The sequence below is a fragment of the Cyanobium sp. Aljojuca 7D2 genome (genome assembly GCF_024346415.1).
Lineage (GTDB): Bacteria > Cyanobacteriota > Cyanobacteriia > PCC-6307 > Cyanobiaceae > Cyanobium_A.
Map to the genome: position 1 here is coordinate 41,882 of NZ_JAGQCX010000009.1, position 17,300 is coordinate 59,181.

Annotated in this window: 12 protein-coding genes; 11 read left to right on the plus strand and 1 reads right to left on the minus strand. The window is 62.8% G+C overall.

What is annotated here, in order from left to right; genetic code table 11:
- The first annotated feature begins 254 nt into the window (after positions 1 to 254).
- From KBY57_RS10325 to KBY57_RS10360, 8 genes are all read left to right on the plus strand, one after another.
- Positions 255 to 509, plus strand: a complete 255-nt coding sequence (locus KBY57_RS10325; protein ID WP_254995764.1) for a hypothetical protein — start codon at positions 255 to 257, stop codon at positions 507 to 509.
- A 41-nt stretch (positions 510 to 550) separates the two neighbouring features.
- The gene (locus KBY57_RS10330) at positions 551 to 2,107 is read left to right on the plus strand and encodes an ATP-binding protein (protein ID WP_254995765.1); all 1,557 of its coding nucleotides are present in this window, start codon (positions 551 to 553) and stop codon (positions 2,105 to 2,107) included.
- A gap of 195 nt (positions 2,108 to 2,302) precedes the next feature.
- Positions 2,303 to 3,013: a vWA domain-containing protein gene (locus KBY57_RS10335; protein ID WP_254995766.1), complete on the plus strand. Its 711-nt coding sequence runs from the start codon at positions 2,303 to 2,305 to the stop codon at positions 3,011 to 3,013.
- Positions 3,001 to 3,747: a protein phosphatase 2C domain-containing protein gene (locus KBY57_RS10340; protein ID WP_254995767.1), complete on the plus strand. Its 747-nt coding sequence runs from the start codon at positions 3,001 to 3,003 to the stop codon at positions 3,745 to 3,747. The genes KBY57_RS10335 and KBY57_RS10340 overlap by 13 nt, the downstream gene beginning before the upstream one ends.
- Positions 3,748 to 3,749: 2 nt before the next feature.
- Entirely contained in the window at positions 3,750 to 5,717 is a 1,968-nt protein-coding gene (locus tag KBY57_RS10345) for a protein kinase domain-containing protein (RefSeq protein ID WP_254995768.1), read from the plus strand.
- 85 nt (positions 5,718 to 5,802) lie between these two features.
- Positions 5,803 to 6,282 carry a hypothetical protein gene (locus KBY57_RS10350; RefSeq protein ID WP_254995769.1) on the plus strand — a complete coding sequence of 160 codons (480 nt, stop codon included), beginning with the start codon at positions 5,803 to 5,805 and terminating at the stop codon, positions 6,280 to 6,282.
- A 7-nt stretch (positions 6,283 to 6,289) separates the two neighbouring features.
- Entirely contained in the window at positions 6,290 to 6,742 is a 453-nt protein-coding gene (locus KBY57_RS10355; protein WP_254995770.1) for a hypothetical protein, read from the plus strand.
- A 114-nt stretch (positions 6,743 to 6,856) separates the two neighbouring features.
- A complete protein-coding gene (locus KBY57_RS10360) occupies positions 6,857 to 10,471 on the plus strand; it encodes a TM0106 family RecB-like putative nuclease (protein ID WP_254995771.1) in 3,615 nt (1,204 codons plus the stop codon).
- On the opposite strand, the gene KBY57_RS10365 is transcribed toward KBY57_RS10360, so the two are convergent.
- Entirely contained in the window at positions 10,407 to 11,507 is a 1,101-nt protein-coding gene (locus tag KBY57_RS10365) for a hypothetical protein (RefSeq protein WP_254995773.1), read from the minus strand. The two genes, KBY57_RS10360 and KBY57_RS10365, sit on opposite strands and share 65 nt — an antisense overlap.
- Before the next feature lie 132 nt (positions 11,508 to 11,639).
- On the opposite strand from KBY57_RS10365, the gene KBY57_RS10370 reads away from it, so the two are divergent.
- From KBY57_RS10370 to KBY57_RS10380, 3 genes are read left to right on the plus strand one after another with little or no spacing between them, the layout of a single operon-like run.
- Positions 11,640 to 12,821, plus strand: coding sequence for an exonuclease SbcCD subunit D (locus KBY57_RS10370; RefSeq protein WP_254995774.1), 1,182 nt, complete (start codon positions 11,640 to 11,642; stop codon positions 12,819 to 12,821).
- Between the two features lie 6 nt (positions 12,822 to 12,827).
- Positions 12,828 to 15,545 carry an AAA family ATPase gene (locus KBY57_RS10375; RefSeq protein ID WP_254995776.1) on the plus strand — a complete coding sequence of 906 codons (2,718 nt, stop codon included), beginning with the start codon at positions 12,828 to 12,830 and terminating at the stop codon, positions 15,543 to 15,545.
- A gap of 58 nt (positions 15,546 to 15,603) precedes the next feature.
- Positions 15,604 to 17,223: an HIRAN domain-containing protein gene (locus tag KBY57_RS10380; protein WP_254995777.1), complete on the plus strand. Its 1,620-nt coding sequence runs from the start codon at positions 15,604 to 15,606 to the stop codon at positions 17,221 to 17,223.
- Positions 17,224 to 17,300 lie beyond the last annotated feature (77 nt).

Here is a 17,300-nt window from a genome sequence, read left to right on the forward strand (position 1 = left end):
GTTGGCTGCATAGCAGTCAACCGTGAAGACCTTCCCCGCAACCCAGCAGGTGACGCGGCATTTCATGGTGTCTTGGTTCGACTGAACGACCTGTACATCCCAACGCCAGTGCCATCGCGCTGAGGACCTCCTCCTGCGAATCACCAGTCATGGCGACTCTCCAGAGACGCTGCTGGGCCCGTCGTTCGCAGGAGGCGCCCGGATCAGGCTGATCAGCCCGCAGAAGCTGGGTTCATCGCGTTGAGCCCTTCGACATGAGCAGCCTCCTCCTCGATCAGATCCTGGCCACCGCCAGCCCCTTTGATGACGTCTTCGATGGCGAGTGGTTGCCTTGTGGTCCCACGCTTGAGCCTCTGCCGATCTGGACCCACTGCGGGCGGCGCATCGATTTGGAAGCCCGTTGCATCGGTTGGCAGCCCTTGGCGTTGCGCAAGTCGATCAGCGATGCCGAGGCTGTCTGGAATGGCACCGATGACGCGGCGTGGGACGCTGACGCGCCACAGAGCTGACAGCCCTTCCCACCCATCACTCCATCACCACATCATCCCCGATGAAGACGCAGTCCCAGGGCTGGCTTGCCATCAGCACCGAAGGTTTCGCGGCCATGAATGCGGCGCGGCCACCCGAGCACCTGGTGAAGGAGCTTGTGCAGAACGCCCTGGATTCGCTCACAGAGCAAGAAGCGGGGCAGATTGAGCTCCGCTATGAACCCAGGGCCGACCACGTCCTGGTGAGTTGCACAGACAATGGCTCGGGTATTGAGGAGCTCGCCGATCTACGCGTCGTCTACCTCACCCACAAGATCGATAGCCATCTCAAACGAGGACGCTTCGGGCGCGGTTTTAAGGAAGCGCTCTGCATCGCTGAGCAGGCACGGGTGGTCAGTGGCCACCAGCAATTGGAGTTCCTCCGCGATCAAGGGGAACGCATCAGCCGGCAATCCTCTCTGCCCGCCCCCGTCAACGGCACGCAGGTGCACATGCAGATGCCATGGCCCGCGGAGATCAGCACCCAGCTGGATGACTACTTCTCACGCTTCCTAGTGCCAGCAGGGGTGGAGCTGAAGATCAATGGACGACCCATCCCCATGCGCCAGATCAGGCACGTCATCAGCGCCAACTTGAGTACCGAGGTCTACGACCCAACCAGCCAGAGCTGGAAGAAACCCAGCCGGCGCACAACCATTCACCTGGTACCCACGGCCGAGCACGAGCAACCCACCATCTATGAGATGGGGATCCCGGTAGCGGCCCTCGATTGGAGCCTGGCCTACCACTGCGATATTCAGCAGCGGGTGCCAATGAACCCCAACCGCGATGCGGTGGCTTCCGGCTATCCCGCCAAGCTGCATGTGGCTTGCCTACCCACGCTGTTGGAGGAGATGGATGCCTCCACCGTGAAGGACGACTGGGTGGGGACCGCTGGGCGGCGTTGCGCGACGGAGGTGCAGCAGCAGATCCTGGCGAGGGCTTTTGGCGACAACATCGCACGGTCTGTCCCCCGCATGGGTGCCCGGCATTTCGATGAAGACGCCCGTGATTTAGGGATTCAGGTTGTCAATACGGCCCAGGCCAGTGGCGGCTTTCGGGAGATGCTCAAGCTGCATGTGCCCTCAGCTCAGGAGGTGGTTCGGCGCGATGAGCTCCGCAAGGCTGAACAAGCCGGCGACGATGGCTTTTCGGTGCGGTCAGCCGTCCACGCAGCCGATGAACGGCTCCAACTGATTAAGCAGCAAGGCGGCGTCGCGCGCGTTCAGCGGTGCCTTGACTTTGCGATCTGGTTCTGCCAGCAGCTGGTGGACCACGGGCCAGTCCGCCAACAGCGGGTGCGTGGTCAATTAACCCGCAATCATGATGGCAGCCGCAGCCTCTATGCCCACTGGAGCGCGACCAACGTCCTCACCTTGGCGATCGATCAGCCCTGCTTCTGGCTGGAACCTCTCGGTGCAGAGAGCCTCAAGATCCTGATCCACGAAGCCGCGCACGCCATGAACATGCACCATGGCTATGGATTTCGCGTGGAAGTGGAGCGGCTGGCTGGTGTTGCCGCCCATGTGATGTTCCAGCGCGGCCCCGAGATACGCGCTCAGTTCCCTGAGCTGTGCTGAGCGATCCATTGAATCGAAGGTGCTGGGCTTCAAGCAGCCATCGCACTGGGCATTGAGCCCTCGCCTCACCAGGCGTTGTGAGCCTTGTGGCCTGGTGTTGCCTCACCCAACCGTGCCCTTGCTCGTCGTTCGCACGGCACGCCAACTGCACGCCGTGTTCAGCCGCGAGGCTGCTTGCATCCATTCCAACGCCTGATGCTGTTCGACAACCCTGAGGCCCGCAGCCTGCTGGTCAACCGCCAGCGCCGTACCCCATGTGTGTTGCTGCTCGATCGCTCCTATTCGATGGCGGGCGAAAAAATCCGTCGCCTGAACGCCGGCTTTTATGCGTTCCGCCAGGACATCCTGCGCAGTCCGGTGGCAGCCCAGAGCGTTGATCTCGCTGTGATCAGCTTCGGGCCGGTGCAGCTGGAGCGCGATTTCGCCCCCCTGAGCGAGAACGAATCGCTGCAGCTGCAGGCCTGCGGTTCCACGCCCATGCGCCAGGCCCTTGAGCTGGCCATGTTGAAGGTCACTGAGCGCAAGCACAGCTATCAGCAGCAGGGCATCAGCTACTACCGCCCCTGGATTTTCCTGCTCACCGATGGCGAGCCCACCGACGAAGACGGTCACGGCTCCAATGGCTACAAGTCACTGATCCCTCCGCTGGAACTGGCGGCGCAGGAGCAGAAATTCACCCTGTTCACCGTTGGTGTGAATGTGTCACCCCGCGGCCGCGCTGTGCTTGATGACCTGAGCCGCCCATTCAAGGGGCGCTGTCTCGATCTCGACAACCTCAAATTCGAGGAGATGTTCCTGTGGCTGTCGGCCAGCCTCAGCCGCGTCTCGCAATCCGCCCCCGGTGATCGCGTGCAGCTGGTGGATCCGCGCGTTGGCGACGATGTGTACGACGGGTGGGTGCTGTGATCAGCGTCCCGCGCTTCAGCGGCGCCCAGCACCGTGGTGAACGCCATGCCGCGCTGGATCAGCCCTGCTGCGACGCCCTGCTTCTGCCGCGTCAGACCTACGGGCTCAGTGGCTTTGTGCTCTGCGATGGTGCCGGCGGCAGCACCGCCGTCGCCCGATCTGCTCTCGCGAGCGCCCGCGCTGGTTGGTTGGCGCTGGTGCGCCTGCGCCGCAAGCTGCGCTTCTGCCCCGATCCACACTTACTGCAGCAGTTCCACAACCGCCTGCTTCAGCGCCGGGGCCCTGTGCCCCTGCTGGATCACACCCTGCTGGCCTGCTGCTGGGATCGGCGCCGGCTGATCGTGCTGCAGGTGGGCGATTCCACCCTGCTGGTTCGCCAGGGCGGGCAGTGGCGCTGTCCGCTGCCGCCTGCCAAAGGGGATTACGCCAATCAGACCACCTTTCTACGGCGTCACATACCGATCGAGAGCTTCCAGCTCTGGCAGGCGCCGGCGGCAGAAGTGGAAGCGGTGCTGGCTTTCTCCGATGGCCTCGAAAGCGCGTTCCTCGGCCCCGCCCGCCCCGGTTGCGATCAGCTGCAGGCCAATGCAGCACTCGCTGATCTGGTGATCAACGAGCATCGCCGCCGCCATGGCGCCCGCAGCTATTCCGCCTGGCTAGCCCGCTCGCTGGCGGATCCAGGCCTTGCGCAGCTGTCCGACGACGACCGCACGCTGGTGATCGCCAGTCGCTGACCATGGAGCAGCCGTTCATCACCGACAGCGGCGAACGCCTCAGCCTGCGTCTGCAAAGCGGTGCACGCCTCGGAGCCGGCGGCCAGGGCCAGGTGTTTCGCGCCAGCCTGGGCGGGACTCCAGTGGCAGTGAAGCTGCTGCGCAGCGTGGATCTGCAACGGCTGGAGGCCCTGCGCCAGCTCCCGCCGGCCTGCGCCAGCTACGCCACCTTGCCGCAGGCCGTGTTGCACCACTGGCGCAGCGGTGCCCGGGCGGAGGCTGCCGGCTACGTGATGCCCTGCATCCCGCCGGAGAGCAGCCTGTCGGCGGCACGGCTGTTCAATTTCGATGAACTGCAGCGCCTGCGCCGCTTCACCTGGCGCGATGCGGTGCTGGCGGCGCTGCTGCTGGCAGAAGCGGTGGCGGCGCTGCACGCCGAGGGGGTGGTGATCGGTGATCTGAATCCAGAAAACGTGCTGTTCAGCCAGGCCGCTGCTCCCGCCGGCTGGCGGGCGGTGCTGCTCGACAGCGACAGCTTCCAGATCCAGGGCACTGATGGACAACGATTCCACTGCGCTGTGGCGCGGCCGCTCTACACCGCACCTGAGCTGGTGGGTTGTGATCTAAGCCGCACTTGGCGCGAGGTGAGCAGCGATCACTTCGCTCTGGCGGTGCTGATCTATCAGCTGCTGCTCCACGATCACCCCTACGACAACGCCATCAACGCAGCTGAGCCGGATCTTCCGATCGGCGACAAGATCCGGCGCAGCCTATATCCCCATGCCGCCGTGGTGCCCGCCGGCCTGCGGCCCAGCCCGGCGCGGCCCGCCCCCCAGGAGGTGTCGGCAGCGCTGGCTGAGGCCTTTCAGCGCAGCTTCTCACTGGAAACGCAGTGGCGGCCCACGGCCGCCGAATGGGTACTGCTGCTGCGGCAGCTCCATCGGCAGGTGGTGCCCTGCAGCCGCACCCCCGAGCACCACCACCCCAGCGGCAAACCTTGCCTGTGGTGTGTGGTGGAGCAGCGCATCGGCCAGCCGATCTGCCGCTTCCCCAACACCGCCAACCCCGCGCCGACCACAGGGGCGGTCAGCACCAGCGCCCACTGGGAAAAGCTGGATCCAGCCCTGCGTGACCTGTTCCGCTGCCACCACCAGCGCGCCGCTGAGCTGTTGAGGCGCCGCGAGTCCATCGCCCAGCAGCTGCTGGAGAGCAACCGTGAGCTGCAAGCCCTGGTCGACCGCCATGGCGGCTCCGGCCACTGGGTGGATCAGGCGCTCGTGCAGCGACGCCAGACGTCGTGGCGCAGCCGCCTCAGCGGCTGGTTTGGCGATGCCCATGCCAAAGAGAACCGCCGCAACGCCGCCGAGCAACTGCTGCAGCTGGCACACACCAACAGCGACCTGGTCCATGAGCAGGTCCGCCCACTAAAACTGCAGTACCAGGAACTGCAACGCCAGCTGTCCGCGCTCGATCTGTCGCCGCTGCTGGAGCTCACTGCCAGCGATGATCCGGCGGTGGTGGCAGAAGCTCGGCTCCGTGAAGCCGCCAGCCAAGGCCGTGAGCGCTGGCTGCGGGAGCAGCTCAGCCGTGAACCGCTGCGCAGCTGGCAGATCGAAGGCTTCGGGGACGCGCGGCTGAGGATGCTGGAGAGCCATGGCCTGAGCAATGGCGACCAGCTGCGCACCCATATCGACCGCCTTCAAGCCCTACCCGGGATTGGGGCCGGGCTCCAGACACGGTTGCGAATGCGCCTTGACCAGGCAGTGCAACGGCTTGAGGCCTGCGCCAACGCAACAGGGATGGGGCCTGGCCGTGAAGATCTCGTGCTGCTGCCTGAGCTGCTGGCCCTGCAGAACGGCGAACAGCAGCTGCAGGCCCTCAGCCGCGCGCTGGCCTCCTTCTCAGCAGCAATCGAGGCTCTGCAAACCACGATCCGTGATCGTCGCAGCGCCATGGAGATCCAACTGAAGGCGTTTGAGGTCCTGTGTTGAGGTCAGCACTCCCGTCGTTCGCAGTAGCACAGGAGCACGGCAGGTCTGCATCGGCAACGCTGGTTGCAGTTCAGCCCAGAGCCTGATGAGCCCGAGCAACGAGCAGCCTCTGAACCCTTCCGCAGATGACGCCAAGGCCAGCAACGGTCGCTACCGCTTCCAGGCCGGCAAGCCCGTGGATCCCGATGACGGTGTGCATCCCGAGCTGCGCAGCAGCGCGTTTAACGACACCGCCGCCACGCCGGCCGTCGCCATTCCCGATAGCCCTGAGCAGTTGATTGCCATGCAGGAGAAGAAGCCCGAGCGCCACGAAAAGCGCGCCGAACCCACCAGCCCCAAGGTGAGCCAGGTGATGGAGCTGATCGAGAAGCTGGAGACCAATGCCTACGAGGATCAGCAGATCGCTTTGGCGCTCGTGCGGCACCTCGAGCAGTTCCACGACAACGTTGTGGAAGAGATGCAGGAGGACAGCGAAGCCAAGCACACCCAGATCGTGAGCTGGGCCATCGATGCCGACCGGCTGATGCGCTGCCGCATGTTGCTGGAGAGCGTCGACCTCAACTGAGCCAGCCATGACAAACCCTGATCTCGCCCAATGGCTGACTGAACTCGACCAGTGCCCAGCCAGCGCAGTTGAGCAGCCGTTGATGCAGGAGCTGTATCAACAGAATCCCCTGTTCTTCACCGCACTCAGCCTGCGCCAGCGCTGGCAGCTGCTGGTGGGTCTGCACATCACCCTGCTGGATTTCACGAGCGCCAATTTCAGCCCATTGGGGCTGGAGGCCCAGCATCTGCCATTGCCGGTTCGCCATTTGAGGCTTCCCTTGTCACAAGTGTTGGATGCCCTGGTGAGTGCTGGCTTCGAACTCGATCAAGTGGCCTGGTCCGAAGAGCTCGACGTGGAGCTCAGCGAACAGGAGGAGGCCGCCTGTGATCAGGTACTCACGACGCCGGAGTCAGAAGCGCTGCTGCAGGAGTTGCTCAGCCGCGGGCTGGCGTTCATCGCCACTTGCGACCTGAACTAAACGGGCCGCACGGGCGGCCAGCCATCGTCCTTCGCACAAGCCATGCGCGTTGCGTCACCGGCGCCCGGCAGGCTGGTCGTCATCAGTCCCCAGCAAAGCCCTTCCCTGAGCCCCATGGCCGAACGCCTGATTACCCCCACCCAACTCGCCCTGTTCAGCCGCAGCCCCGTGATTGGCGCCTGGTGGGAAGAGCTGAAGGCCCAAGGCTTGTTCAAGGAGCAACGGCCTGAGACGACCCCTCTGGATGATCTGCTGTTCAAGCAGGGCCATCAACACGAGGAGGTGTTGCTGGAGTGGCTGGAGGCTGAGGGCAAAGACGTTTACCGCCATCAGCCGGTTGAGAAGGAAGGCCCGCCGCAAGAGGAGGACTACGCCAAGACCAAAGACGCGATGCGCCAAGGCCGGCAGTACATCCACCAGGCAGCCCTGAAAAACGCAGAGATTCGCGGCTGGGCAGACCTTCTCGAACGCATCGAGAAACCATCGGCTCTCGGGAATTGGAGCTACATCCCGATCGAATGCAAGCTCTCCAGCCACCCCAAACCCATCTACCTCGTGCAGGCCTGCGCCTACTGCGAACTGCTGGAGCCAATCCTGGGCGAGCGGCCAGAGCACTTCAAGCTCTACCTCGGAGGGCGTCGCTTTGAGTTGGGGGAGCACGGCTACCCAGTGGAGCGCTTCTGGAGCTGGTACGAACAGCTGCGCCAGCGCTACCGCAACTTCCGCGCCGCCTTTGATTCCAGCCAGGAACCAGATGATGCGCCTGGGGATCACGGCCAATGGGAGCCGTTTATTGAGGAACGCCTAAAGAAGAAGAGAGATGTGATCCTCGTTGCAGGTTTAAGCGGGAGTCAGCGCGACAAGCTCAAGAGAGCCGGCATTCACACCATTGAGAAGCTCGCTGCACTGCCAGAGCAGAGCCGCGTACCAAGCGTGAACTCCGACATTCTTCAACGTTTACGCGAGCAGGCCGCCATTCAGGTCGAGACCAGAGCAGACGATGAAAGGCCAGCCTTCCGGATGCGGCCCATCGAAGAGCAAGGGCGCGGCCTTGCCCTGCTTCCCAGCCCAAATGAAGGCGATATTTGGTTTGACATGGAGGGCTATCCCGATCCGATTAAGCGCAAGAAGCTCGAGTATCTCTTTGGAGCCTGCTATCGCGATCCCGCAGGTGACTTGAAGTTCATGCCCTGGTGGGCGCACAACATGGCGGAGGAAAAGCGGGCCTTCGACAGCTTTGTCCAGTGGGTAGAACAACGCCGCTTGCGGCATCCCAACCTTCACGTCTACCACTACGCCAGCTACGAGAAAACGGCCCTCGGGAATCTGGCAGCCTTGCATCAAATCCACGAACCATTGATGGACCAGTGGCGCGCCAAGGGAGTGTTAGTTGACCTGTACCCCATCGTGCGCCGAGGACTGCTCCTGGGAGCCGAGAGCTATTCGATCAAGAAGGTGGAGCGCCTGTATCAGCCTCCGCGAGAAGGTGATGTTGAGACAGCTGCAGATTCTGTGGTGCAATACGCCGAGTGGCTGCGCTCAGGCGAGCCTTCCATCGCTGGTGATCTGCCGCATGGCAGTCCTCGCCTGCAAGCGATCGAGCTCTACAACCGTGACGACTGCATTTCGACAGCTCGCCTCCATAACTTTCTGATTGAGCAACATCGGAAGCTTCAGCTCGAGTTTCCATCGGCATCCAAGATGGACGATGCGAGTGCAAATGGCGCTCCGCTCGAAGATGCGGTCGAGGAATCGCCGCGCGCGAGGGCCAATCGAGAGGTGATCGAGTCATTGATGCGCTCTTCACAGACCCTGCTGGAAGAGCTGCCCGAACAGCATCGCGTCACCCCCGCTCCCATCCAGCCAGGAGAGGTGGACAGACGCTTGCTTGCCCTCGGCGAGGCAGAGGAAGCCGCTGGCCCTCGAGGCCTGAGCCTGCGCATCCAACGTCTGCTGAGCCAGCTGCTGCCCTTTCATGTGCGGGAGCGCAAGGTGGAGTGGTGGGAATTCTTCGCGCGCCTGGAGCTGCCCCCAGAAGAACGGCTCGATGATCCCGAAGTCATCGTCGCAGCCAGGCTCGAAGGCGATGAAACTAGACAGCTGGCTCGCAGCCGTCAGCGGCTTCTGACCTACAGCTTTGATCGAGATCAGCCCCTCAAGTTGAACGATGGAGCTGGTTTGTCGCTTTATCTCACTGAAGCGGGAATTTCGCTTGACGCGGACCTTGATGAGGAGGCTGGATTAGTGATCCTGAAGCTGCCTGAGTCCAGGGAACAAAAACGCCTGAAGGCCGGTCTTTCGGTCTCGATTCCCGAGCAGAGCGATTTGGTGTTGTCCCCGCCAGACATCAGCCAACACCTCAGACCCCATCTAGCAGCCCAGGCTGAGAGATGGCTGGAGGGTGCGGATCTTCCTGCAGCCATGGTGCATCTCCTGGAGCGGCGGCGGATGCCGGAGCTGGAGCCGATCAATGCGCGCACCCGACGCGATCCCGCGAGCACCGCCTCTGATCTAGCTGGCTACCTTGCCAGTGCTAATGGCGTGGCCCTCTCACTGCAAGGGCCTCCAGGTAGTGGCAAGACAACCGTCACTGCTGAGCTGATCGCGCAACTGACGGCCCAGGGGCTTCGTATCGCGGTGAGCTCAAACAGTCATCCGGCGATTAATCACCTGCTGAAGCAGTGTCAAAAGGCAGTTGATCGCCTTGGTGGCAAAGCCACGGTTGTGAAGTGCATGGGCACATCTGCCCGTGTGGAGGATGAAGAGGCCTTCCGGGATAGCGCTGTGTGCTGTGCGTTGCAAAAGCAGCTGCGCCCGGAGATGGACGTTGTGGGTGGCACCGTCTTTGTTTTTGCCAAACACGATGACGCGCCGTTCGATCTCTTGGTGATCGATGAAGCCGGCCAGGTGTCCTTGGCCAACCTGCTGGCGATGGCCCGTTGCGCCCGCAACATCCTGGTGGTCGGTGATCAACAGCAGCTCAGTCAACCCATTCGTGCAGCCCACCCCGACGACAGCGGCCTCAGCTGCCTCGAGTACGTGATGTCAGGCCAGGCGGTGGTGCCACCCGATCGCGGTGTGTTCCTGGCCACCAGTTGGCGCATGCCCCCCGTACTGACAGGCGTGGTCTCAGAGCTGTTCTACGAAGGGCAGCTGCAGGCAAGCTCCGCCAACGAAGCCAACCGAATTCTGTGGAGCGGCCAGCATCAGGGTCTGGTCTTCAAGCCAGTGGAACACAAGGGCAACAGCACCGGCAGCGATGAGGAGGTGGTGGCTATCGCCATGTTGGTGGAGCAGCTACTCGGCAAGCCCTATCAGCGCGCCCAGATGCGCAACGGACAGATGACAACCGAAGACGGCGTCATTGCCCCCAACGACATCCTGATTACTGCCCCCTACAACATTCAAGTGAACCGTCTCAAGCGGGTGCTTGGAGAAAGGGCACGCATCGGCACTGTCGATAAGTTTCAGGGCCAGGAGGCACCGGTAGCCATCCATTCTCTGACTGCAAGCGATGGTGAGTCGGCGCCCAGAGGCCTGGACTTCCTGCTCGACCCCCACCGACTCAATGTGGCTATCAGTCGCGCTCAGTGTTTGTCCATCGTGGTTGGATCCCCCCATTTAGCCACCGGCATCAGCAACAGTATTAACAACGTGGAGCAACTCAATCGGCTTTGCCGACTGATGCAATCTCCGCAAGCCTGTGAAGGTAAGGGCTCAGTCGTCTGAGTTCATCGGGCATGTTCCCCGCCTCTGAGTCAATCGCAATACTGATCAGAGGTGCGTGCTCATCAGGGAACGTCATATTCCCTTCTTTCAACTCCTCATCAGGACATTGCTCGTTGTCATGCCTTGGGCCCCAGTCCAAGCCACAACCCAGCTCCAAGTGAATCGGCCGATTCCCCGGCCGTAACCGTCGTCCATAGGCGTAGCTCTCCTGCAGTTGCTCAGCTGAGAGCCAACAGGCTTCAACGTCCGCTTCTGGCGAGACCCATGAAGGATAGGCCTGAGGGGTAACGCTACCGTGAGGGTTTGATGCTGCAGTCGCAGCAGCAGCTATGTCCAACTGCTCGGCTTGCGAAGCGTCGAGAGCATGCAACCAGCAGAAGGATTCGCCATCATTCTGCTGCTGATAGTGATCATTAAGACCTTCTATGCTGATCTCGTGATAGCCGTTCGCGACTACCGGGCCTTCAACTTCAATGCCACCAATCCTGCAGAGTTGATAGCGAATCGAACACAGCGGCTCATCCTCTCCCTCCGGCCGCGCAACTGGAGGACCGGCATGCTCCGTGAGCCAGTCAACGAGATGATGCGAAGAGGCAACGATTGATAGGTCACCCTGCTCAGAAAGCAGATCCCCTATTGTCGCAGCAACGATATGCTCCTTGTATTCCTCTGAACAATAAAGGAGGTCGGCTTCGGAGTGAAAGAGCAATGGAATCGTTTGCCCTTTAAAATCAACATTCAGGCGGTGCTCAACCAACTCGACGACTTCCTGATTGTCACCAGGCTCCCAGTCTTCTGATCTGTTGACAGCTGAATCATCCACCAGCCAGCAACTGTCCAGCGCCGCCTGCGCGGAGACAGCATCACATTTTGCGTGAACAAGCTGAACCAATGCCCGGGTAAGTGGGCAGAGAAATCGCAGGCTGGGATCCCCTTCGGCCAGGAATGACAGCACTGTGTGGTCGTCGATTGAAGCAGGGTCGAACAACAGCGCAGTGTTCAGCTCGATGAGCTGCTGGGGTGTCGGTACGGACATGGCCGGCCCTGGACTGGCCCAATCTTGATCGCATGCACAGGGTCCCGGCCGGTTGCCCGTCGTTCGCATGACAAACGCTTCCCATTCCAGGGATCGGTGAGACAGTGACCTCCAGCAGCTCACGCGACCCCGATGCGTTTGATCCACACCGCCGACTGGCAGATCGGCAAGCCCTACGGCACGGTTGCTGACGAGCAAAAGCGCTTCCGGCTGCAGCAGGAGCGCATCAATGCTGTTGGCCGCATCCGCGACGTAGTGCGGCTGCACAACGCCGAGCTGGTGCTGGTGGCAGGGGATCTCTTCGATTCACCCACGCCTGACACCACCGCGGTGCTGGAGGTGCTGGAGCTGATCGGCGAGATGGAGGTGCCGGTGCTGGTGATTCCCGGCAACCACGACCACGGCGCCCCCGGCACGGTGTGGCACCGCGACGACTTTCAACGCCACCAGCGCACCAAGGCGCCCAACCTCCAGTTGCTGTTAGAGCGCCAGCCGCTTGTGCTCGAATCAGCGGTGGTGCTGCCCTGTCCGCTGCTGCGCAACCAGGACAACACCGATCCAACCCAGTGGTTGCGTGGACTCGACTGGAGCTCCCTGCCAACAGATCGGCCGCGCATCGTGCTCGCCCACGGCGGTGTGCATGGCTTTGGCGGGCGCAACTATGAGGGCGATGAAGAGGCGCAGGCCGGCGCCAACAACCTGATCGACCTCACGGCTCTACCCGCTGCCCAGATCGACTACATCGCTCTGGGGGATTGGCACAACCTCAAGCAGGTGTCAGCCCAGGCCTGGTACCCCGGCACACCAGAACCGGATCGCTTTGATCAGGGCGATGGCAACCAACGCGGCCAGGTGTTGCTGGTGGACCTGCAGCGGGGCGCACCAGCCGCTGTGACACCGCAGACCACCGGCCGGATCCAGTGGCACAACCTCACGATGCGCTTCAGCGGCGATGGCGATCTCGATCGCTTTGATCGCCAACTGGAGGACTGCATCGCCGGCCGGGTGGCCCGGGATCTGCTGCGCCTCGAGGTGAGCGGCAGCCTCAGCCTCGCGGGCCATCGCCGCTACCAGCAGCGGCTCAACGACCTGCAGAACCAGCTGCTGCGTCTGCGCATCAAGGGGGAGTGCCAACAGGCCCCCGAAGCCGCCGAGCTGGAACAGCTCACCGCCCGCAGCGAAGACCCCTTGATCGCCCAAGTGGCCCAGCAGCTGCAGCAGCGCCTAGGCCGCGAGAGCGATCCCGACTCCGATGAAGCGAGCCGGATCCGCGCCGCCCTCTGTGAACTCTTTCGCTTCGCCACCACTCGCTGAACCGCCATGCGTCTTCTCAACTGCCAACTCCAGAACGTGCGTCTCCATGGCGACCTGGAGCTCAACTTCTCGCCCCGGCTCACCCTGATCGGTGGGCCCAATGAATCCGGCAAAAGCACCCTGGTTGAAGCACTACACCGGGCCCTGTTCCTCAAGGCGGCCGCCACAGGTGCCCCGGTCGAAGCGCTGCAGTCGCGGCTGCACATGGGCCAGCCCACGGTGCAGATCGGCTTTGAAGCCAAGGGAGACACCTGGACCCTGCGCAAACGCTTCAGCGGCAGCACCGGCCAGGTCAGCCTGCAGGCAGAGAGCAGTGGCAAGCCACTCACCGGACCATCTGCAGAAGACGTTCTGGCTGAACTGGTGGGTATTGGAGAGATTGTCGGCAGCCGGCAGGCCGGCACGGTGCTCCCCAGCCGCTGGGCCCACCTCTGGGTGCGGCAGGGGCTCTCAGGAGACGACCTCCTGGCAACTGGCAAAAGCAACTACGACTTTGATCAGCTGCGCCTGCAGCTGGAGCGCAGTGGCGGCGCTGCGGTGCAACAGTCAGCCCTTGACCAGCTCGTGGAGCAGCGCATCGACGAGGCGCTGGCCGAGAACTTCACCAGCAGGGGCACCAAAAGAAACTCGCCCCTGTACGGGCGCGAAGAAGCCCTCAAAACAGCCCAGTCGCGCCTGGCTCTGGCGCTGTCACGCCTCACCGACTACGAAGAGGCGAGTGAGCAGTTGAGTGATCTCTGTGAGGAGTTAGAGCGCCTCCAATCCCAAGAGCTGCCGACCCTGTTGGAGCGCCAGAAAGGCCTGCTGGAGGGGGCGGAAGCGGCCGGTCGCCTCGATGCCGCGATCGAACTGGCGCACAAGGCCGTTGAGCCGATCCGGCTGCGCCATGAGGCCGCACGCGAAACGCTGCAGCAGCTGGATGATCTGCAGGCGCAGATAGACCATAAGCAGGCCTCGCTGACGATCCTGGAAGCCAATGCCGCAGGGGCCCAGGCCCGAGAAGCGGAGTTGGAGGCGGCTCAGCAGCAACGGAGCCAGAGCCTTGAGACCCTGAACCAGCAACGCAAACGCCTGGAGCAGCGGCAGCTGCTGTTGCAGCGCTTGGTGGAGCGCACCAGCACAGCCGAGTCGCTGACGCGCCTGACCAGTGAGCTGGACAAGCTGCAGCAGGACACCACCAAGCGACAGTCCCTGGATCAGCGACTGGCTGGCTTGCCCAGCATCAACAAGCAAACGCTGCAGGAGCTGCGCAGGCTGGAACAACAGCTGCGCGACGCCCAGACCCGCCAGGAGTTCATGGCTGCCGGGGTGAAGCTCCTGAAGGCCGACCAGCCCGTTCGCCTCGATGGCCAACCCTTGCAGGTGGGCGATGAGCAACGGCTCAGCTCGGTGTTCCAGCTGCAGGTGGGTGATGGCGTGGTTCTGGAGATCGCCCCTGGTGGTGGCCAGGCGCTCGAGGATCTGGAGCACACGGTGCAGAGCGACAAGGAACAGCTGGCAACGCGGCTCAGCGCACTTCAGGTCGCCAATGTGGCGGCGGCTGATGAACTCCTGGAGCAGCGCACCGGGCTGGAACAACAGCTGGCAGCTTTGGGTTCCGCACCAGCCGATCTCGGCGAGCTGACGCGACAGAACGACACCCTGCAGCAGCGACTCGCTGAACTCGATGCCGAGCTGCAGGAGCTGGAGGCGGTGCGCCTGGCGATGGAGCAGGAGCAGCCCCTACCCCAGGCCCTCAGTGCGCTGCAGGCTCTGCAGCAGCAGATCAACGCCACCAGCAAACACATCGGCGCAGCCGTGGGCGCTGCAGACACCGAGCTGGAGGCTGCCCGTTCAGCCCTCCAGGAGTTCCAGACCCAACGGATCAGCGAAGCGAGCGAGGTCAAGGTGGTAGACGCTGAACTCAGCGACCGCCGGCAGCGGCTGGAGCAGCTGATCAGCCAGCAGGGGAGCCGCGAGGCCGTGGCGGCCAAGCTCGCTGCTGAGGCGCAGGCACGCCAGCAGGCGGAGGCGCACCTGAGCCAATTGCAGGCCGATCGCGCAGGCCTTGGCAGTCAGGACGCTGAAGCGGAGCAACAGCGACTTCAGGGCACGATCGACGCACTGCAGCACAGGCAGGAGCAGCTGCTGGATCAGCGCGGTGCCGCCAAACAACGCTGCGACACGATCAGCAGCGACGACCCCTTCGCGGCGGTTGAGCAAGCGCGTCTCCAGTTGGAGATTGCAGAGGCCGATCACCGTCAGCTGGTGCGGCTCACCAAGGCCCACGAGCTGCTGCGGGATCTGTTCCAAGAAGCCCAGTCAGACCTATCCAGCCGCTACAGCGAGCCTCTGGCACGCGCCATCGGCGACTACCTCAAGCCGCTGGTGCCCGACGGCCAAGCCGCTCGCCTCGACTATGACCCGAGCAAGGGCTTCCAAGGCCTGCAGCTCCGGCGCGGCCAGGAGTTCTACGACTTTGAAGCCCTCAGTGGCGGCATGCGCGAGCAGCTGGCAGCAGCCCTGCGGCTGTCGATGGCGGATGTGCTCAAGGAGGCCCACGACGGCTGCTTGCCGCTGGTGTTCGATGACGCCTTCACCAACTCGGACCCCGATCGGGTCGACCTGGTGAAACGCATGCTCGGCACCGCCGTGGAGCGGGGCCTGCAGGTGATCCTGCTCACCTGTGACCCCAACGCTTATGGCTCCTTTGCGGATCAAGTGGTGGAGCTGGCCGGCCTCTGAGGAATCAAGCCCTGCTGGCCTGCTTCTTTAGCCTGGGCGGAACCTCTGCGCTGGGGCCATGGCGCCCAAGGACAACCTGTTCAGCCGGCTGCAGCACCTCGACCAGGCGGCCAGTGCTGAGCGCCAGGCGGCACGGCGCAAACGCCAGCAGCAGAGCACTGGCGAGATTCTGCAGACCTTCCTGGCCTACAAGCTCGACCACGCCTCCGAGAAGATGGGCCTGGGACTGGCCATCGGCGATTCACTCACCCTGCTGCACGAGCCCACCAACCAGTGGGATCCCAATGCCGTCAAGGTGTTCTGGAAGGAGCAGTGGATCGGCTACATCCCGAAAGACATGGCGGCGTTGATCGCCGCCGAAGTGCCAGAAGCGGCAACGGGACTGGAGGCGGTGGTAACTGGACTCACCACCACCTCTCGCCGCGATGCCTTCCGCCTGCAGATTTCCATCCCCATTCCCAAGGCCAGCCGCCGCCTGCGGGAGCTAGGAGTCACGAGCACCTTTGCCTGGGATTTCGATCGCACCACCGGAGCCGACAAGCTGCGGCTGGTGATCAGTTGCACGGAAACCGCCTTTCGCGAACTGCAGGAGCTACTGGCCGCCAGCTACGACGTGAGCAAGTGCGGCTATAGCTATTACCCCGCCCAGGACGGCCGCCACTACCCCTGGTATCTCAGCCTCACCGGCAGCAGTGGCAAAGCGCCGGAAAACCCTGAGCAGGTGGAGCAGCTGATTCGCTCACTCTTCGGGGTGCCCAGTGAGTCCACCCGCATCCGCGAACGGCAAGAACGCCTCAAGGAGCTGGAGGAGAAGCAGGAGGACATCAACAAGCGACTGGAGACCAGCAGGGCAGAAGAGCGCCGCCTCAGGCGCGAGTTTGATTTCAATAAGACAGCCTGGGAACAGCGCACCGAAAAAGCCCAGGCACAAGGCGATCAAGCCATCGAACTGGCGCAATCGGTCGAGGGTGAGCTGGGTCAGAAGCTCGATCTCAAAGAACAGGAGCTGCAACTGGCTCTCGCTGAAAACAAGGCCCTCGAGGATCAGCTCGAACAGAGCACCAACGAGCTTGAGACGCTCAGGCTGGAACTGGACTATTTCGAGCAAATTGCCCCTGCAGGAGCAGCTGGTGAGTTGAGCCAATCCACTTGGGGTGGGTCAGGCGGTGTGATTGCTGAACAGGAGCTGCGCAACCGTCTCTTGAGTGGGCTGCGCTCCGTCGCCGGAACCGCACGCCTCAAACCGCGGCAATGCCTTGAACTGGTGAGTGAAGAGCTTTGCCCCGGCCACCTTCTTGTGCTCGAGAGTGCCTGGAGCTCAGCTGATCAAGCCAAGGGGTTTGAACATGGCGACCAGCTGTTCGAGCTGCTCTGGAACCTCGCCACCGCCTACCGCGACCAGAAGCTGACTGGCGCACCCGACCGGATCGCCGGGCAGATCTTCGGAGGGAGCAGCTATGCCCCAAGGGAGTCGCAAACGATCGAAAGCAACACCCAGGCACGCCGTGCACGCACATTCACGTACCAGGGCAAAACCGTTGAGATGTGGCAACACCTCAAGATTGGCGCCAAGGATTCCGAAAACCGAACCATCCGCATCCACTTCTGCTGGGACGAACACCTGACTCAGGTGGTGATCGGCCTTTGCGGCAAACATCTGTTTAATCCGAATCACTGAAGACGCCCGGTCAGAGTGGACAACGAACGGTTGAATCCCTTTGGCCTTGACTCACGACTGAGTCGATGTGGGACTTG